Here is a 19,221-nt window from a genome sequence, read left to right as displayed (position 1 = left end):
GATATGTTAGAGTTGAAAGATATACAAAGTGTTTATTTTGTGGGGATTGGTGGTATTGGCATGAGTGCCTTGGCACGCTTTTTTAAATGTGAAGGTTTGCATGTAGCCGGTTACGACCGCGTTGCCACAGTATTGACAAGTGAGTTAGAGGTAGAAGGAATAGCAATTCATTATGAGGATAATATTGAAAAGATTACCCTGCCTTTTCGTGATAAGAAAACTACGTTGGTGGTATACACGCCAGCGGTACCTTCTGATCATAAAGAATTAAATTATTTCCGCGATAAGGGGTTTGTTGTGCGAAAACGCGCCGCTGTGCTGGGGCTTATATCCGCGGGTATGAATAGTGTTTGTGTGGCAGGTACCCATGGTAAAACAACGATATCGTCTATGACGGCCCATCTCTACACGCAGTCGGAAGTGGGCTGTAATGCCTTTTTAGGAGGTGTAGTAAATAACTATAAGACTAATTTCCTGCACAATGCTGATTCTAATTATGTAGTGCTTGAAGCAGATGAATTTGATCGTTCCTTTTTGCAGTTGACACCTCATTTTGCTCTTTTGTCGGCCATGGATCCCGATCACCTGGATATTTACGGCGATGATACACAGATTAGCAATGCTTTTCATGATTTTGTGGACAAGATTGAACCTGGTGGTGTGCTGGTGTATAAGAAAGGCTTGCCCCTGGAGGTAAGTAATGAAGATATTGAGATTTTTAGTTATGCGGTAGATGATAAAGCTGATTTCAGTGCCCATAACATACGGCTGGTGGAGGGGTTGTATCATTTTGATATGGCAACGCCATTTGGTAGCATAAAAGGCCTGCAGATGGGGGTACCCGGGTTGGTGAATGTGGAAAATGCTGTGGGTGCCATCGCACTGGCCTTGCTGGGGGGTGTGGCAGCCGAAGAGGTGATTACTGCCCTGCCGTCCTTTCAGGGCATACGTCGTCGCTTTCAGTATCGAATCAAGTCTGATGATATGGTATTTATTGATGACTATGCTCACCATCCTGAGGAGATTAAGGCGACGCTGAAATCTGTGAAGGCACTTTATCCTAATCTTCATCTCACGGTTGTTTTTCAGCCGCACTTATATTCGCGCACACGCGATTTTGCATCCGGTTTTGCGGCGGCTCTGGATGTGGCCGATCGAGTTTTGCTCATGGATATTTACCCGGCGCGCGAACTGCCCATGGAGGGTGTAAGTTCAGAAATGATTGCCAATTTGATGATGAACAAAAATGTTGAAGTTGTTAAACGAGGGAATCTTTCCGAGGCCCTCCTTCGTGAGCAGCCTGAATTGGTTGTAACTATGGGAGCCGGTGATATAGATAAGGAAGTGTCGGTTTTGGAAGATCATTTGCGTCGGTTTACCCGTCATATCTAGTCGTTTAGCAAATTGTTAATAAAAAATTATAGATAGATAATCGTAAAAAGTCGGAAAAAGTTATATTTAAACAGAATAATGGCGAGTTGTTACAAATGAAACGGTGGAAGAACATAGCGATAGGAGCGGTGATGGGATTATATTTTCCCGTTGTTTTTGCGTTTGTAAACTACGATAATGATCGGGTGGTGTGTGGCAGCATCCAGCCGGTGGTTAATGATAGTTTGGTCAATCGTTTTGTGTCGGGTAATGAGATCAAAGATCTGGTTCTTGATGAGTATGCTGGTATATTGGGGCGTCCCCTTGGTGAGCTTGACTGTCATCAGATGGAAGCGTTTTTTTTGAACCACCCGGCCGTAAAGAATTGTGAGGTGTTTACGACCTGCGGCGGGGCATTGCATGTTCATGTAACACAGCGCGAGCCTTTGTTGCGTGTGTTTGATGTGAGTGCTTCGTATTACCTGGATGAGGATGGGCATAAGATGCCATTGTTCAAAAATCACTCGGCACATGTGCTGGTGGTTACTGGTTTTATTAAGCGTCTTAAGTCGATGGATCAGCTGATCCAACTGGCACGTTTTATACACAAGGATGCGTTTTGGAAGGCGCAGATTGAGCAGTTGTATGTGGATGAGCAAGGTGAGTTAAGCATAGTGCCGCGTGTAGGCGATCATATTATAGAGTTTGGCCACCTGGAGGATATCGATGTGAAATTTCGTAACCTCAGAGCGCTTTACACCAACGGATGGAACAGCCGTGAGTGGAATGTGTATAAGAAAGTAAGCTTGAAATATAAAGGACAAGTCGTTTGTACTAAAGGATAAAAAATTATGAATCACGAACCCAACCTGATTGCAGCGATAGACATTGGCACTACCAAGATAGTGGCCATTGTAGGTCGTAAAATGGACAACGGTAAGTTGCAACTGCTGGGGATGGAAAAAGTGCCATCAATTGGCGTGAAAAGAGGAGTTGTTTTAAATATTGATGAGACAGTAGCATCCATCAAATTGGCAATTACCCGTATTGAAGAGAAATTGAACACGAAGCTGACCAATGTTTATGTTGGTATAGCTGGGCAGCATATAAAAAGTATGCGCAACCGGGGGTACCGTTTTATTGATAGCGGACTGGAAATTACCCAGGAGGATGTGGATCATCTGTTTGATGACAATTTTAAGATTCCGGTGGATGCCGGCGAGAAAATTATGCACGTTATCCCCCAGGATTATATTGTGGATAATGAGATGGGCGTGAAAAATCCCGTGGGTATGTCGGGACGACGATTGGAGGGTAACTTTCATATTGTGCTGGGGCGCATTGCCTCAGTAAAAAATATTGAGAAATGTTTTCGACGTGTGGCCTTGCAATTAAACGACTTGATTCTGGAACCACTGGCTTCATCGAGGAGTGTGCTGACCGAAGAGGAAAAAGAGGCGGGCGTTGTTTTGGTAGATATAGGAGGCGGTACAACAGATGTTGCTGTTTTTTATGATGGTATTATCAGGCACACGGCCGTAATTCCTTTTGGTGGTAATGTGATTACCTCTGATATAAAAGAGGGATGTTCAGTATTATATAAGCAAGCTGAGTCCTTGAAAGTGCAGTTTGGCTCAGCCATGGGAGATATGGCGCGCGAAGATCAGGTGGTGACTATCCCTGGTATGTCGGGCTGGGAACCCAAGGAGATTTCCTTTAAGAGTTTAGCCTACATTATTCAGGCCCGAATGGAGGAGATTATCGATTATGTGATGTATCAGATTGAGCACTCGGGTTGTTACGATAAGGTGGGAGCCGGTATTGTGCTTACTGGAGGCGGTGCATTATTAAAGAATCTACCCCAGCTGATAAAGTTCCGCACGGGACTGGATGTGCGCATCGGTATTCCGGATCAGGGATTGACCGGTGAGGTGCTGCCTGAAGCAATGAAACCCAATTATTCTACCAGCATAGGACTTGTGTTGAGCGCTATGGAGCGTCCTCGACGAAGCATTGTAGAGCCTCAGCTGTTTGGCGAAGTGGAGCCACAATGGGAAGAGCCGGTTAAGAAAGTAAATGCCAAACGAAACAAGCCGAAGAAAGAAATTATGATTAAAACCGGTAACTTGTTTAGCGGTCTTAAAAATGGAATAGCAAATATCTTTGATGAGAAAGATGTTGAAATGTAGAAGAAATAAAGGACGGAAATGAGTGAAGAGTTGATGAATTTTGACATCCCGCAAGCTGAATCGTCCATTATCAAGGTCATTGGTGTAGGTGGAGGAGGCAGCAATGCGGTTAACTATATGTATGGCCTGGGCATTAAAGATGTGAACTTTGTGGTGTGTAACACCGATGCACAAGCCCTGGCGAGTAGCCCTGTGCCGGTTAAAATACAGTTGGGCGAATCCTTAACGGAAGGCCGTGGAGCCGGTAACCGTCCTGAAAGGGGACGAGAGTCGGCCATTGAAAACCTGGAAGATGTAGTGAGTGTGCTGAAGCAAGATACCAAGATGGTATTTGTAACCGCCGGTATGGGTGGTGGAACGGGTACGGGTGCCGCTCCTATTATTGCTAAAACAGCTAAGGAGATGGGCATCCTCACGGTGGGTATTGTTACCATACCGTTTCGCTTTGAAGGTAAGCTGCGCATTAACCAAGCCCTTGATGGCATTGCTGAGATGGAGAAAAATGTGGATTCCTTGTTGATTATTAACAACGAACGACTGCGTGAGATGTTTGGCGATTTAAAGTTGTCCAACGCCTTCTCCAAAGCTGATGATGTGTTGGCAACCGCCGCCAAGGGAATCGCTGAGATAATTACAGTACACGGATATATAAATGTGGATTTTGCCGATGTTGAAACGGTGATGAAAGATAGTGGTGTAGCTGTTATGGGCTCCGCTTATGCCGAGGGTGATAAGCGGGCGATCGATGCCATTCAGGCTTCTTTAGAGTCGCCTTTATTGAATAATAATGAAATACGGGGCGCTCGTAATATACTGCTTAATATCACCTCGGGCGAAGAGGAGGTGACCATGGACGAGGTGTTTGAAATCACTGACTATGTGCAGGAGGCAGTGGGCGATGGTGCTTCTATTATCTGGGGTACGGGTGTTGATCATGACTTGGGTAAGCAGGTGTGTGTCACCATCATTGCCACTGGTTTTGTGTCAGATCAGTTGATTGAGCATCGTGTGAGTAAGAAAAAGGATACGGTGCAGCGTTTTTCGCTCGATGAGGAAGGGCAAGTTACAGAAGTAGCGCCCGATTGTGAGGTGACTATGGATGTGCCGCCTGAAGTTAATAGTGAGCAAGGGCGTGTCATCGACTTTGAGGTGGAAGAGCGCAAAAAACAGGCCCGTATCGAATCTTTTTATCAGCCCGTAGTACCTCCACAGAACCGTAAGTCAGAGGTGGATCATTATAACCCGGCCAATGATAATTTTATCGATGAAGGTTTTAGCGCTGCGGGTGCCAGTTATTATAAGTCGCAGTTGAGTCAGGAAGAGATGGAAGACGAGCGCTATATCGAGCAAATTGAGAATGTACCTGCCTATAAGCGACGCAAGATGGCCATTGAAAATCCGGCAGGTCGACGCCTTAGTCAGGAGAAAAAAGTAAGTCGTTTTTCCTTGTCTGATGATTCAGATAAGGGACCGCAGATTAGCAGAGACAATCCATATCTTCATGATAATGTGGATTAATGTAAGAAATAATTAATATCAGATATTATGAGTTTAGAGGCACAGATAAATAATGACATTAAGGAGGCAATGAAGGCCAAGGATCGTATTCGCTTGGAGGCATTGCGTGGTGTGAAGAAGGAAGTGATTGAGGCGAAAACATCAAAAGGAGCAGCCGAGGAGCTGACCGATGCTGATGTGATGAAGATTGTGCAGAAAATGGTGAAACAGCGCAAGGATGCCGCTGAGCTTTTTAAATCGCAGAATCGCGAGGACTTGGCTGAAAAGGAGCTGGCTGAAGTGGAGGCCATCTCAGGTTATTTACCCGCTCAGTTAAGTCAGGCCGAACTGGAGCCCCTGGTGAAAGCTATTATAGAAAAAGTGGGAGCTACCACCATGAAAGAAATGGGAAAAGTGATGGGCGTTGCTTCCAAGGAGTTGGCCGGTAAGGCCGATGGTAAAGATATCTCTGCAGTAGTAAAACAATTGTTAGGATAAGGTTTACCCCTTAAAATAATGAAAGCCGGTATCTTTGTTGGGTGTCGGCTTTTTATTTATATCAAATTTGCTCCGCAAGCAAAAGAATCATTACCCATAGGTAAAAGCTGTTAAATAGGATAAATTGCTTCCTGAGCATTGATTTAGTTGTGGTTTGGTGAATGTGATAAGTGCTTATAATAACCCAAATAGTCATCATAAGCACACTAATGGATATTATGGCGCTAATGAGTTTTGAGTCAATAATATGAAAAGGTAGAAGTAAGAGTGCCGACATCAGGGTGGCGAGGCTCCAAATCATGTTAATTCTGAACAATTGCTTGTTGGACAGGTAGTCGGTAATAACAGGGAAGCCGGCCTTTTTATACTGATTCTTATACTTGATGACCAATAGCCAGAAATGGGGCATTTGGCCAAGGAAAAAGAAGAAAGCTAAAAAGTGAATACGCATATCGATGATGGAACCTCCAGCAGCTGCCCAGCCCGCTATTGGGGGTATGGCACCCACGAGGGCTCCTGGAAATACCGAGAAAGCGGTTCTTGCTTTCAGTGGCGTATAGATAAAATTGTACCAGAAGAGTCCCATCCATCCCCATAAAACGGCTTGACCATTAAAAAGAGAGAGTAGCCAGGTGCCGAAGGCGAGATATATAAGAATGATTGTAATCGCCGCGCTTTGTGATAAAAATTTACGGGGAAGAGGGCGACCACTGGTGCGCAACATTAAACCATCCCGGTCAGCTTCCTGCAGTTGATTGACTCCTGAGGCGCCGGCTGACATAAAGAATATGCCCAAGGCTGCCAGCAAACCTTTGTAGCTTAACGACTCGCTAAACATTGCATAGCCCGTGTAGGCTGTTAGAGCAACAGGCAGTGAAATGGTGTATTTTCCAAAAATAGCTATGTGTTTTATCAGTTGCTTCATTGATCCGATAAGTATTTGAAATACTCTAATAGCTTCTGAAATTCCTCTTCGCTTACCTGGTCTTTATACGAAAGCATCAATCCTTTTTCATAGCCTTTCACTATTTCTGCGTTGGGTTCATAAATAGATCGCCTGATATAGTCTTCATCTGCCACTACTTCGCGTTCTTCTCCATCAATTAGTACTGTTCGTGTACGTCCCATAATGTTTTTGTAGGATGGGCCAATCAGCTTTGAGCCATCGGCTGTATGGCAGGCATTGCAGCCGTACTTTCGGGCAATGCTGTTGCCGGCTTGTCTTGTGTCAACAATCATGTTATTGCTGGTAAGCTTGGAAGAGTCAATGCGTGTCATGGCTTCGAATTCTTCTGGAGGAATAACTTTAACCACCGATTGCATATAGGAGTGGCGAAGTCCGCAGTATTCAGCACAGAAAATTTCATATTCCCCTTCCATACCTGATTCAAACCAAATATTTGTTTGCTTGCCCGGCACCATATCTTGCTTGACCCTAAAGGCCGGTATGTATAGGCTGTGCAATACGTCTAGTGCTACAAGGTCGAGGTTTACGGCTTTGTCTCTGGGCACATATAGTGTATCGGTAATGAGGCCATTTTCATATTGAAAGGTAAAACTCCACATGCGTGCAATTGTTTTAATCGGAATGGCATCCTCAGGTATTTCTCTCTGAAATTTCCAACCCGACCATCCATAGTAAAACATTGAAAGTACTAATATTGTGGGAATGATTGTCCATATGATTTCCAGCTTGTTGTTGCCTTCGATGTGAGTGGCTTCTGTGTTTTTGCTTTTTCGATACCGGATGATATAGTAAACCATAAATGCTGTGATGCCAACAAGAAACAGCAAGGAGATGCCAAAGATAAATACAAAGGCCGAATCGACTTGTGAAACAAAGCTGGAGGCATTATTTGTAGATTGTTCGTACATAGCTAGCGGTAGTTATAGTCGAGAAATGTGATAAAAAGCACTAGGGCGACCAGTATAAAAACTGATGTGACAAGGATTTTTAAAAGGGTATTATCGAATTTCAGATGCATGAAGAATACCAATACTAACGCGGATTTTGACGAAGCCAACAGTATGGCGACAAATACTGAGAGATTGCCCAGATCTATTTTTGTTACCCCAACCGATACGATGGTCATTGTGATAAGGCCAGCTAATACGGTCAGGTATAATTTATAGGGTATAATATGATTATTATCTTGTTTGTCCATGGTTGTATAATTAGGGGATGAGGTAAAAAAGAGGAAATAGAAATATCCAGATTAAATCAACCAGGTGCCAGTATAATCCTGTGTTATCGAGTAATACAGGATTATTGTTTGTTAGGGTGTTGTTATTCACCCGGTAGCACACAACGGATATCAAAATAAAACCAACCACAATGTGTAGGGCATGTAAACCAGTCATAAAAAAATAAAGGCCATAAAATAGGGTATCACCATGTCCCAATCGAAGCAGATCATCACTGCCCGGGAATATGCCATGGCCAAATTTTCCTTTCCATTCAAAATATTTATTGGTCATAAACATAAAAGCCATAAACAGTGTGGACAATAATAGGATGATGGTCAATTGTTTGTTTTTGAGTCGGAGTGCACTGCTTGCCATGGCTATGGTGGCACTGCTAATAAGCAGTATAATGGTATTGATGGTGCCTGCTGTAATGCTTAGTTCACTGGCTGCCAAATGAAATGCCACTGGGTTAAGGTAGCGATACACGCCATATACGATGAACATACCTGCAAACAGGAGTAGTTCTGTGAAAATAAATAGCCACATGCCCAATTTGGAGGCATCATCATCTCGGTGTAATTGAATGCTCATCATGCCTCGGTTTTTTTTCGATAATCATAAGGACCTCGGGTTACTACAGGTATTTCTTCGAAATTTTCGAGTGTTGGTGGCGAGTCAACACTCCACTCCAGTGTTCGTCCGCCCCAGGGATTTTTACTTGCCTTTTCTCCTTTGTAGGCAGATCTGATTAGGTTATATACAATAATAACCAGGCCCAGTATTAATACCCATGAGCCAATGGTTGAAACGATGTTGGGGCCGTGAAAACGCTCCACATAATCATAGTAACGGCGGGGCATTCCGCTTACCCCCAGAAAAAACATGGGTAGGTATAATGTGCAAAAACCAATGAAGAAGATGATCCATCCGCTGGTGGCTAGCTTACTGTTGTACATTCGGCCCCATATTTTTGGAAACCAATAATGGATGGCACCCATAAAAGCAAAACCGACCCCGCCAAACACTATAAAATGAAAATGAGCCACCACAAAAGCAGTGTCGTGCAGGTGTACATTAGTAGCTAATGCACCTAGTGCCAACCCAGATAAGCCTCCGATCATAAATACGAATAGAAATGAGGCCGCCCAGAAAAAGGGTGTTTCCAGTTGAATAGAGGCCTTATGTAAGGTACCCACCCAGTTAAAAACTTTGATCGCACTGGGTATGGCAACAATAAAGGTAAGGAGCGAAAAAGTATACAAAGCAGTTCCGCTCATGCCTGAGGTAAACATGTGATGTCCCCAAACAAAATACCCCACAAAGGCGATGGCCAAGGTAGATATTACAATTACTTTATACCCGAATATGGATTTGTTAGCAAAAGTAGGAATTATTTCAGAGATGGCACCCATGGCTGGTAGTATCATAATATAAACGGCCGGATGGGAATATATCCAGAATAGATGCTGATAGAGAATAGGATCCCCTCCCAATGCCGGATCGAAAAAGCCGATACTGAAGATTCGCTCGCCAACAATCATAAGTAGGGTGATGCCAACAATGGGGGTGGCCAGTATTTGTATCCAGCCTGTGCCATATAGTGTCCAGGGGAAAAGAGGCATTTTGAACCATGTCATGCCGGGTGCCCGCATGCGATGTATGGTTACAATAAAGTTAATGCCTGTGAGGATGGATGAGAAGCCCAGAATGAAGGCTCCTATAACAGCCGGTAGCATGTTGGTGTTTGTCTTAAATGCGTAGGGTGCATAAAAAGTCCAGCCGGTGTCGGGAGGGCCACCACTCATAAATAATGAGGACAGCGCTATGATGGCGCCTATGACGTAAATCCACCAGGACAAGAGGTTTAACCTTGGAAAAGCAACATCCTTGGCTCCAATCATAATGGGAAGCATGAAATTGCCAAATATAGCCGGCAGGCCAGGTATCACCACCAGAAAAATCATGATAACACCATGTAAGGTAAAGATGGCGTTGTAGGTGGCTGCGTCCATCACTGTTTTTCCGGGAGCTAATAATTCAAGTTTCATAGCTGCTCCCAATATTACACCTGTGAAAAAGAAGATAATAATGGAGTAGAGATAGAGTAGGCCAATTCGTTTATGGTCGGTAGAGAAAATCCAGGCGAAAATGCCTTTATAGCGGCTTTGTGCTTCTCTGAAACTGACTGTTTCATGCTTGGTCATCGGATGGGGATTTAGGATTTGATACTTCTTTTAGGCTTGAGGGTTAACACCAATAAGACGAGTCCGGCAATGATGATTATGAGTAAGCCGGCCATTTTGGTTATGTTAAGAACGTAGGATTGACCGACAGGATCGTAACTGTAACAAAATTGCAGAATACGATTAACGGTGGGACCGGGAATGCCTTTCGACGCTTCTATAACGGCCAGTTTAAATTCAAAAGGCAGAAAATAGGTGCCGTTTAAGTAACGCGTAATTTTGCCTTCGGGGCTAATGAGAATTAAGCCTGCTGTGTGAATATAATCGTTGCCGGTTTTTTTATAGGTAAATCCGGTCGCTGTGGTCAGTCGTCTGATATTTGCGCTGTCGGCTGTAAAAAAAAGCCATCCTTTCTCCATGCCCTCTTTTTTTACCAGCATTGAGTAGTTATTTCTTTTTTTCAGGGCGAGTTCCGGTGTTTCCTTGTAGTCAAAACTAATGGTAACGACTTGGTAATCCTGTCCCAATTGCATATCAGACAAGTTAATTACTTCTGCAAGGCCATCCATCAAGGGAGTGCAAATACCCGGACACCGGTAGTAAACGAAGTTAAGAACCGTGGGTTTGTGTTTGATTACGGAAAGGAGATTAATGGTGTCTCCTAGAGTGTTGATTACCTCAATATTATTCTGAAGCGACTCGTCCAGGTGCTCGGTGATCCCAATTTTTTGTGTGTCTTGTCCCAGGCTTAATGTAGCAATCATTAATCCCAAAAGCACAAAAGCATTTAACTTCATAATGGTGATATTCAGTGATAAAGTATAAAAATACCCCATTATCTGCTAAAAGGCAATGTCCAGAAAAATAAACCTCAGAAAAATAGAGGACGCATAAATTGAAATGAAGAATTAGGGTTGTATCTTCGATATAAAGTAGGGAGGGGTTAGGTGTCAGGTCTTTAGAGGCTGATAACTCCCTTGATTTCCGAAATTTTGCTGGTGACCTCAATAATGGCATCGGCGCTTTTCATGCTTGCTTTGCAGGTTACCGATACATATTTTAAGTTTTTCGTGTGCTTATAAGTTACTGTGCCATGCTTGGGCAATAGGTCAACAACATCTTGCACCTTGCCGTCCTGATTGGGGGCAATAAACTTAAACATATATAGCAGGGGCCATTTTTTGTTCTCAGTCAGCAGGGCTTTCAACTTTTCATATTTCTTTTCTATCGACATGGTTCTGAATTTTAGAATCTAATAAATAAGATTTTTGTGCTTGTTGGCAAAGTTTTTTTAACTGGCTTTAAATTCATTTTGATATTTACAGCTTGGCACCTAGATTATTTTTGGCGTGTCTGCATTAGGCTTACAAAAGTAATTTAAAAAGGCGAGGCTTAATAATGTTGGCCCGATACATAGTACCACATTCCTTTTTCTTTACGAAATAAGGACTGCTCATGAATGGCCTTTAGCTGCCCCTCTTCCATATATACGGCCTTGAACTCAACCATGCCGGTGTTATCATTTGCCTGTCCGGCATCTGAATTAATCACTGTTAGCCCTATCCATTGCACTGACTGAGTCCATTGGCGTATGCTGTTTTTCTCGCGAACAGGGCGAGTACTGGAATGGTGGCTTTTCATTAGGTAATCAATTGCGGCCCGGGTGAAAGCGGTGTATCTCGACCGCATTAGTTTTTCGGCTGTGGGGGCATTATCTGCTCCTTCGATAAAAGGTGCGCAGCATGCCGAATAGGCAATGCCGATTCCGCAGGGGCATTTTTCTTGGCTTTCTTGTATCAATGTGTTGTGCCTTAATGGTTTTTTGTATTGTTTTAGCTGTTTTGTGTACGGCGGTGCGTGCTTAGTCCTGTTCAATATCATTCAGGGTGTTGATGATGTGTGGCCCTTTCATGATGCGCTCCTCAACCGTATCAAAGCTTTGGTGCCATTGATCGGCAAAGAAGAGTACCTGAGCATTTTTGAGTCCATCGGCTATGCGGTAAATAATGGCATGGTGCGTGTTGCGTATCACCAAGTCGGCATCGTCAACAATTAGCAGCTTCACCTGTGTCATGGGCACTCCGTTGATGTTGACCAATTCCATCAGACGTTTGGGCGTACAGATAAGTACATCCAGTCCGTCGTATATTTCATCTTTTTGATATTGTAGTATGCCTTGATCAAAGGCTACGAAGGTACGTAAATTGGTGTTTTTACCCAGTACTTTAAACTGCTCCTCCAGTGCGAAGGCTTTCTCTTTGCTCGATGTGATAATGATGGCACGGGGAGCTTCTTCAAAGGCTTCCTTGAGCTGTTGGATAGTGCCAATGATGGCACAGCTTGTTTTGCCTGCATCGGTGGGGGCAATGCAGAACAGGTCGGCACCCGATTTTATTTTCGGGATACACAGTGATTGAATTGTTTTGGGTGAATGCTCAAAACCGGCATCAACAAGGGCTGATGCCAGTGGGGGGAATATTTTCTTAAGTTTCATTACTACGATTCTTTGACTGCAAAGATGGTGAAAAGTAATAAAACACAAATGGCCTTCGTTTGAAAAGGCCATTGCGTAATTGTGTCGAACAAGTTATTGTACCCTGTCCATCACATGTTAAAGTTATTTTTTAGGCGTAATAAGCAATTAGATTCTTATCGGTATACATCTCAATGCTGCTATCTGAAACCTGCTTTATCTGAAAGCTAAATTCCGGATTTTGCTTCTCCATGTATTGGTGAAGGCGTTTTATTAAAATGGATGCTTTTGTATTGTTGCGCTTGGTAATAAAATTATCTAAGGCAATTAAAAATGCTATTTGCTTATTCTTGGCTTTTGATGTTATACGAAGATTCATAGCTGACATTTTTAAATTAATTTTTGACAATTATACCAAAATTCTTTATTGAGGTTTCATTTTTAACAATTAATAACTTTCTTGTAGTGTGCTAGTAGTTGTCTAACGAAATGCTAAGCAGCTGATGATGATCGTTGATTGATGTTGCACCAATAAGTGTGCCAAAAAAAACGGAGGTTTTTGTGTGTTTGGGAGGTATAAAACAAACGGTATTATCCCTTGGATAACACCGTTTTGTAATTGCTTTTTTCACTCTTTAATGATGGGTCCGGCCTTCTCAAGTGTTTGCCCTTGAGGGGTGTCGGTGTATTTTTTAAAGTTGGTAATAAATTTTTTCGCCAATGTCCTTGCCTTTTTATCCCATTCCCCGGGATTCTTGTAAGTATTACGCGGATCCATTATTTCGGGATTAACATCGTGCAGATATTTGGGTATTTCCAAATTGAAAATAGGAATAGTGCTTGTTTCTGCTTTTTCGATGCTGCCGTCGAGTATGGCATCAATGATGGCGCGCGTATCTTGAATGGAGATGCGTTTACCGGTTCCGTTCCAACCCGTGTTCACCAGATAGGCTTTTGCACCGTGTTGCTCCATTTTTTTTACCAGCTCGGTGCTGTATTGGGTGGGGTGCAGTGACAGGAAGGCTTCGCCAAAGCAGGCCGAGAAGGTAGGGCGGGGTTCGGTTACACCTAGTTCAGTACCTGCCAGTTTAGCCGTGAAGCCCGACAGGAAGTGGTATTGCATTTGCTCCGGAGATAGCTTCGAAACAGGCGGCATTACCCCAAAGGCATCTGCTGTTAGGAATATAACTTTCGTTGCATGGCCGGCTTTAGAAACCGGTTTAACGATGTTGTCGATGTGATAGATCGGGTAGGATACTCGTGTGTTTTCTGTGACTGAGTTGTCGTCGAAATCGATTTTGCCATTTTGATCCACCGTTACATTTTCCAGCAGTGCGTGCTTTCGTATCGCATGGTAAATATCCGGCTCGCTTTCTTTGTCCAGGTTGATAGTTTTGGCATAGCAGCCGCCTTCAAAATTAAAAATACCTTCATTGTCCCAACCGTGTTCGTCATCGCCGATGAGGGCGCGCTTGGGGTCGGTCGACAGGGTGGTTTTGCCCGTGCCCGACAGGCCGAAAAAGATGGCTACATCACCGTCTTTTCCGCGGTTGGCTGAGCAGTGCATTGCTGCCATGCCGCGCAAGGGAAGGTAGTAATTCATCATGGCAAAAATACCTTTTTTCATTTCGCCGCCATACCAGGTGCCACCAATAATCTGCATGCGTTCAGTAAGATTGAAGATGGTGAAAACATCAGAGTTAAGCCCTTGCTCTTTCCAGTTTTTATTTCGCATCTTGGAGGCATTCAGTACCACAAAGTCTGGTTCTCCATAAGTAGATAATTCCTCAGCACTGGGGCGGATGAACATATTTTTCACAAAATGGGCCTGCCAGGCCACTTCCGTAATAAAGCGTACCTTCAGTCGGGAGTTGGCATTGGCACCACAGAAAGTATCAATGACATATAGCTTTTTGTCTGAAAGGTGCAGGCAAACGTCTTGTTTGATGGTTTTCCATACCGCCGGCGAGATCGGTTTATTGTCGTTTTTGGCCTGTTCGGAAGTCCACCAGATAGTATCTTTGGTGATTTCATCTTTAACGATGTACTTATCTTTTGGAGAGCGGCCTGTGAATTTACCGGTCATCACGTTTACTGCGCCTAACTCGGTTAGTTGGCCTTTTTCATAACCCTCTAATTCCTTGTTCAATTCATCTAAATATAAATCTTCATAGGACGGATTGTAAATGATGTTTTGCTCGTTCACAATGCCATACTTCTTTAGCTGAACTGTTGATTTTACTGCTTCCATTTTGTGTTTCATTAATTGGGTTTGCTTTCAAATAGAAATTTAATTGGGGTTTAGTGTGACTTGATTGTGATAAAAATATCCTAATATCTTTAAATGTTTAACAGATTTTTCGATGTTAATAGAATAAAAATGATGAAAATTCATCTTTATTATCAGTTGATTAGATGTTTTTCATCAAAGAAATATGAAACAATACGCTAAGGTTTGTTAATTGTTGTTAAATAAACAAGTAATTGTTAAGCTTTGTTTTTGTAAGTGGTGTAACGTATTGATATAGAGGGATAAAAAATTAATTAAAGAAATAAGTATTCAATACGACTTCCAAATCGTAATTGTTGTGCATTCTGAGATGTCGCAAAAAAAAAGGTGCAGCTGATTTCAGCTGCACCTTTTTATGGTAGGATACTTTGATTATAGTTTAGCGAAGAAGTCATTGCCCTTATCATCCACAATGATGAATGCGGGGAAGTTTTCAACCTTGATTTTGCGCACGGCTTCCATGCCCAGTTCTTCAAAATCCACTACTTCAACCGATTTAATGCTGTTTTTTGCTAATATGGCTGCCGGTCCACCGATGGAGCCCAGATAAAAGCCGCCATTGTTTTTGCAGGCGTCGGTAACATCTTGCGATCGGTTTCCTTTGGCTACCATAATCATGGAGCCACCTTTTTTCTGAAATAGATCAACATAAGGATCCATACGACCGGCCGTGGTGGGACCGAAGCTACCTGATGCCATGCCCTTTGGTGTTTTAGCAGGACCGGCGTAATATACCGGATGATTCTTAAAATATTCGGGCATTTCTTTGCCCTCATCTAGCATTTGCTTGATGCGTGCGTGTGCTATATCACGTGCCACAATAAGGGTGCCCGAAAGGTTCAGGCGCGTTTTAATGGGGTGCTTGCTAAGCTCTTTAAGAACATCTTCCATAGGTTGATCCAGGTCGATATTAACCGCCGGTGCCATATGTGGTGCCTCTTTCGGAACAAAACGAGATGGATTCTTCTCCAATTCTTCAACAAAAATGCCTTCCTCGGTAATTTTTGCCTTGATGTTGCGGTCGGCACTGCAGCTTACGCCAAGGCCAACGGGGCAAGAGGCAGCGTGACGAGGCATGCGGATAACACGCACATCATGCACAAAATATTTACCGCCAAACTGAGCACCAACAGTGCTTTCCTGGCAAATTTTCTGTACTTTTTCTTCCCACTCCAAATCACGGAAAGCCTGTCCTCCCTCGTTGCCTTCAGTAGGTAGATGGTCAAAATATCCGGCCGATGCTTTTTTCACGGCTGCTAATGTTGCTTCGGCAGAGGTACCGCCAATAACCAATGCCAGGTGATAAGGTGGGCAGGCAGAGGTACCAAGATCTTTAATTTTGTCCTGCACAAATTTTGTCAGGTTTTCCTCGGTTAGCAATGCTTTGGTCTGCTGATATAGGAAAGTTTTATTACCCGATCCGCCTCCCTTGGTCATGAAGAGAAATTCATACTGATTACCTTGTTCGGCATAGATATCGATTTGTGCCGGTAAGTTCGTTCCCGTATTTTTCTCATCAAACATAGAGAACGGAACCACTTGTGAGTAACGCAGGTTGCGATCGCGATAGGTTTCAAACACGCCTTTTGACAGGTGTTCGGCATCGTTGGCACCTGTAAATACGTTCTCTCCCTTTTTTCCGAGAACAATAGCGGTTCCGGTATCCTGACAAGTGGGTAGTTCGCCCTCGGCGGTTACCACCTGATTCATCAACATGGTATGTGCCACAAAGCGATCGTTATCCGATGCTTCTTCGTCCTGAAGAATATTGGCCAGTTTTTGCAGGTGCGTTGGGCGTAGGTAAAACGAAACGTCTGCAAAAGCCTCTTTTGATAGGAGCTCCAGGCCCTTGGGATCAATCTTTAAGATCTTTCGGCCATCCACTTCAATGCTTGAAACATAATCTTTGGTAATCAAACGATACGGCGTTGTATCTTTTAAGATTGGAAACGGTTTTTGGTATTTAAAATCAGCCATAACTTGAAATTGGTTATTGGGCAGAAGTCATTAGTTTGTGAGGATGACACGAAACTACTGGCTTAAGCACGATTAGTTATTTTGTAATTCGTATTCAGCTAGGCGAATATTGCTTTTTTCGCCCCTTGTTATGCAAATCTAAAATATAATTCAACATTGATTAAGGAAAAAGGTCTTTATTAGCGTTAAAAAAATATAAAGGCAGGGCTGTAAATGAAACGGGTTGAAATATATAGTCTGCTCATAATCAGATAATCGTGGGGTGATGGTGCATGTCAATTCATTTTGTTTCGTTTTGTAGTTTTTTTTATCTTTCTGTGATGAAAGATTTTGAACAACGGATTATCGAATTTAGTGAGTTTATTTGGGGAACGCCACTCTTAATATTGCTCTTGGGTGGTGGTTTCTTTTTTATGATTTACAGTCGCCTTATGCCCTTTCGGCATATTGCTCATGCTGTGGCCATTCTTCGTGGAAAATATGATCAGGCGGATGAGGCCGGACAGATTAATCATTTTCAGGCATTATCAACGGCCTTGGCTGCTACGGTAGGTATGGGTAATATCAGTGGTGTGGCGGTGGCAATAATGGCCGGAGGCCCCGGTGCGATCTTTTGGATGTGGATCAGTGCACTATTGGGGGTTTCCACCAAATTTTTTACCGGCACCCTGGCTGTCATGTTTCGTGGTAAGGATGATGCTGGCGAAGTTCAGGGTGGTCCCATGTATATTATCACCGAAGGATTGGGAAAACGATGGAAGCCCATGGCCGTATTTTTCGCTGTGGCCGCTATGTTTGCTGTCTTTCCGGTTTTTCAGAGTAATCAACTAACACAGGTGTTTCGCGATATTGTATTGGAGCCCAATGGTATTACTACCGGCTTTACTAGCGATTTTATTTCGGGTATTATTATTGCGGCATGCATGTCAGTTGTTATTTTTGGGGGTATTCAACGCATTGGCAAGGTAACGGCAGGTATCGTGCCCTTCATGGTATTGCTGTATGTGTTGGTGGTGCTGTTTATTATTTTTTCTCATCCCGATAAGTTGTGGAGTGCCTTGGTACTAATTTTTACCGATGCCTTTGAGGCAGAGTCGGTGCTGGGGGGCGCCGTGGGCATTCTTATTATCACGGGTATTAAGCGGGCAGCCTTCTCTAACGAGGCAGGTATTGGTACGGCGCCGCTGGCACATGGTGCAGCCAAGACCAACGAGCCTGTGCGCGAGGGTTTGGTGGCTATGCTGGGGCCTATTGTGGATACGCTGATTGTGTGTACCATGACGGCGCTGGCTATTTTGGTAACCGATGTGTGGCAAACGAGCGATGCCGATGGTATCACCTTAACCGCTTTGGCCTTTGATAAAGCTATTCCCGGGTACGGACCATACTTGCTGATTATTTGTGTAATGTTTTTTGCCTTGTCAACTTTGTTTACTTTTCCCTATTATGGAAATAAGTGCTCTTCGTATTTGTTTGGTACAAAATCGCGGAATATTTATAATGTGCTAAGTGTGATAAGTGCAGTTGTAGCTGCCGTTGTATCCATTGATGTAGTGATTGCGTTTATCGATTCAGCTTATGCATTAATGGCCTTCCCCAATATGATTGCTGCCATTATATTGGCGCCTCATGTAAAAAGAGCCACCAATGATTATTTTAAACGATTGAAAGCAGAAAAGAAAAAATAAGAGCCTGTAACCGGAAGTCATAATAATGCGTCTTTTTTAATATAAAACCACAACTATGAGGAATATTGCATTGATGGTGATGGCACTATTATTCACGAGTGTCATCGCGGGACAAGAAAAGGAACTACGTTCGGTAAGCGAGTTTGTAAGTGTGGACGTTTCGTCCGGCATTGACCTGTATTATACGCAGGCATCGGAAACAAAGGTGGAGGTAGTTTGCTCCAAGGATGATTTGCATCGTTTGATTACCAAAGTACAGGGCAATACGCTAAAGGTGTACATGGAGGGCAGCAGTGGCTGGAACTGGATTACCGGTGCAGCACCCAAGGTATATGTATCTGCCGCACAGTTGGAAAACCTGAGTGCCAGTGGTGGTGCAGATGTGTATGGACAGAATGTGATAAAAGGAGCTTCCGTTACATTAAATGCCAGTGGAGGAGCTGATATTTATATGGAGCTGCGAAGCCGTGTGTTGACCCTGATAAGTTCTGGCGGTGCCGATATTAAGGTGAAGGGGCAATGCGATCAGTTGGAGGCTACGGCAAGTGGTGGATCTGATATTCATGCCCGTGAGCTCAAAGCACAAAAGGTGAAAGTTACCACATCGGGTGGTGCAGAAGCTATTGTATGGGCTGAAAAGGAGATTATCGCCAAGGCCAGTGGGGGCAGCGATATTGACTACTATGGGAAACCAGACCTCAAGGAGCTGAATGAGTCAGGTGCAGGTGATATTAGTCAGCGATAAAAGTTCTAATAGAAAAGGGTTGTGTTGTTATTCTTACATCTTACACGACCCTTTTTTTTCACAACTTGTTGGATAAGCGCTATGCGATCAGTCGTTAAGTTATTGTAAGTATGAAGTATTTTG

At 43.4% G+C, this 19,221-nt stretch carries 19 protein-coding genes; 7 read left to right on the top strand and 12 right to left on the bottom strand.

Annotation, left to right across the window (positions count from 1 at the left end):
• Window positions 1-3: 3 nt before the first annotated feature.
• From murC to ACRD7A_RS06780, 5 genes are all read left to right on the top strand, one after another.
• Window positions 4-1,392 (top strand): UDP-N-acetylmuramate--L-alanine ligase, encoded by a 1,389-nt coding sequence (gene murC / locus ACRD7A_RS06800; protein WP_430810381.1) that lies wholly within the window; start codon window positions 4-6, stop codon window positions 1,390-1,392.
• Between the two features lie 95 nt (window positions 1,393-1,487).
• The gene (locus tag ACRD7A_RS06795; protein ID WP_430810380.1) at window positions 1,488-2,216 is read left to right on the top strand and encodes a cell division protein FtsQ/DivIB; all 729 of its coding nucleotides are present in this window, start codon (window positions 1,488-1,490) and stop codon (window positions 2,214-2,216) included.
• A gap of 6 nt (window positions 2,217-2,222) precedes the next feature.
• Window positions 2,223-3,560 (top strand): cell division protein FtsA, encoded by a 1,338-nt coding sequence (gene ftsA / locus ACRD7A_RS06790; RefSeq protein ID WP_430810379.1) that lies wholly within the window; start codon window positions 2,223-2,225, stop codon window positions 3,558-3,560.
• An 18-nt stretch (window positions 3,561-3,578) separates the two neighbouring features.
• A complete protein-coding gene (ftsZ, locus tag ACRD7A_RS06785; RefSeq protein WP_430810378.1) occupies window positions 3,579-5,078 on the top strand; it encodes a cell division protein FtsZ in 1,500 nt (499 codons plus the stop codon).
• 27 nt (window positions 5,079-5,105) lie between these two features.
• A complete protein-coding gene (locus ACRD7A_RS06780; RefSeq protein WP_430810377.1) occupies window positions 5,106-5,555 on the top strand; it encodes a GatB/YqeY domain-containing protein in 450 nt (149 codons plus the stop codon).
• A gap of 61 nt (window positions 5,556-5,616) precedes the next feature.
• Here ACRD7A_RS06780 and ACRD7A_RS06775 read toward each other — a convergent pair whose 3' ends face one another.
• From ACRD7A_RS06775 to ACRD7A_RS06720, 12 genes are all read right to left on the bottom strand, one after another.
• A complete protein-coding gene (locus ACRD7A_RS06775; RefSeq protein WP_430810376.1) occupies window positions 5,617-6,480 on the bottom strand; it encodes a protoheme IX farnesyltransferase in 864 nt (287 codons plus the stop codon).
• Window positions 6,477-7,430, bottom strand: coding sequence for a cytochrome c oxidase subunit II (gene coxB, locus ACRD7A_RS06770; protein ID WP_430810375.1), 954 nt, complete (start codon window positions 7,428-7,430; stop codon window positions 6,477-6,479). Before coxB ends, ACRD7A_RS06775 begins: the two co-directional genes overlap by 4 nt.
• A 2-nt stretch (window positions 7,431-7,432) precedes the next feature.
• On the bottom strand, window positions 7,433-7,720 hold the full coding sequence (locus ACRD7A_RS06765) for a cytochrome C oxidase subunit IV family protein (RefSeq protein WP_430810374.1): 288 nt from the start codon (window positions 7,718-7,720) through the stop codon (window positions 7,433-7,435).
• A 10-nt stretch (window positions 7,721-7,730) separates the two neighbouring features.
• Window positions 7,731-8,336: a cytochrome c oxidase subunit 3 gene (locus ACRD7A_RS06760; RefSeq protein WP_430810373.1), complete on the bottom strand. Its 606-nt coding sequence runs from the start codon at window positions 8,334-8,336 to the stop codon at window positions 7,731-7,733.
• Complete coding sequence (locus ACRD7A_RS06755) at window positions 8,333-9,946, bottom strand: cytochrome c oxidase subunit I (protein WP_430810372.1); 1,614 nt, start codon at window positions 9,944-9,946, stop codon at window positions 8,333-8,335. Before ACRD7A_RS06755 ends, ACRD7A_RS06760 begins: the two co-directional genes overlap by 4 nt.
• 11 nt (window positions 9,947-9,957) lie before the next feature.
• A complete protein-coding gene (locus ACRD7A_RS06750; RefSeq protein WP_430810371.1) occupies window positions 9,958-10,722 on the bottom strand; it encodes an SCO family protein in 765 nt (254 codons plus the stop codon).
• A gap of 161 nt (window positions 10,723-10,883) precedes the next feature.
• Complete coding sequence (locus tag ACRD7A_RS06745) at window positions 10,884-11,159, bottom strand: DUF493 family protein (RefSeq protein ID WP_430810370.1); 276 nt, start codon at window positions 11,157-11,159, stop codon at window positions 10,884-10,886.
• A 158-nt stretch (window positions 11,160-11,317) separates the two neighbouring features.
• Entirely contained in the window at window positions 11,318-11,725 is a 408-nt protein-coding gene (locus tag ACRD7A_RS06740; protein WP_430810369.1) for a YchJ family protein, read from the bottom strand.
• Between the two features lie 61 nt (window positions 11,726-11,786).
• Window positions 11,787-12,419, bottom strand: coding sequence for a DEAD/DEAH box helicase (locus tag ACRD7A_RS06735; protein ID WP_430810368.1), 633 nt, complete (start codon window positions 12,417-12,419; stop codon window positions 11,787-11,789).
• 130 nt (window positions 12,420-12,549) lie between these two features.
• Window positions 12,550-12,777 carry a hypothetical protein gene (locus ACRD7A_RS06730; protein ID WP_430810367.1) on the bottom strand — a complete coding sequence of 76 codons (228 nt, stop codon included), beginning with the start codon at window positions 12,775-12,777 and terminating at the stop codon, window positions 12,550-12,552.
• A gap of 249 nt (window positions 12,778-13,026) precedes the next feature.
• Window positions 13,027-14,649 carry a phosphoenolpyruvate carboxykinase (ATP) gene (gene pckA / locus ACRD7A_RS06725; RefSeq protein WP_430810366.1) on the bottom strand — a complete coding sequence of 541 codons (1,623 nt, stop codon included), beginning with the start codon at window positions 14,647-14,649 and terminating at the stop codon, window positions 13,027-13,029.
• A 411-nt stretch (window positions 14,650-15,060) separates the two neighbouring features.
• Entirely contained in the window at window positions 15,061-16,665 is a 1,605-nt protein-coding gene (locus tag ACRD7A_RS06720; RefSeq protein WP_430810365.1) for a fumarate hydratase, read from the bottom strand.
• 320 nt (window positions 16,666-16,985) lie between these two features.
• Between ACRD7A_RS06720 and ACRD7A_RS06715 the strand changes: the two genes are divergently transcribed.
• Window positions 16,986-18,353 (top strand): alanine/glycine:cation symporter family protein, encoded by a 1,368-nt coding sequence (locus tag ACRD7A_RS06715; protein WP_430810364.1) that lies wholly within the window; start codon window positions 16,986-16,988, stop codon window positions 18,351-18,353.
• Window positions 18,354-18,408: 55 nt separating this feature from the next.
• Window positions 18,409-19,098, top strand: a complete 690-nt coding sequence (locus ACRD7A_RS06710) for a head GIN domain-containing protein (protein WP_430810363.1) — start codon at window positions 18,409-18,411, stop codon at window positions 19,096-19,098.
• The last annotated feature ends 123 nt before the right edge of the window (window positions 19,099-19,221 follow it).

It is taken from the genome of Carboxylicivirga longa, assembly GCF_050589825.1.
In the GTDB taxonomy this organism is placed as follows: domain Bacteria; phylum Bacteroidota; class Bacteroidia; order Bacteroidales; family Marinilabiliaceae; genus Carboxylicivirga; species Carboxylicivirga longa.
The sequence above is the reverse complement of the archived record's forward strand: the minus strand, read 5'-3'. Positions and strand labels throughout refer to the sequence as shown.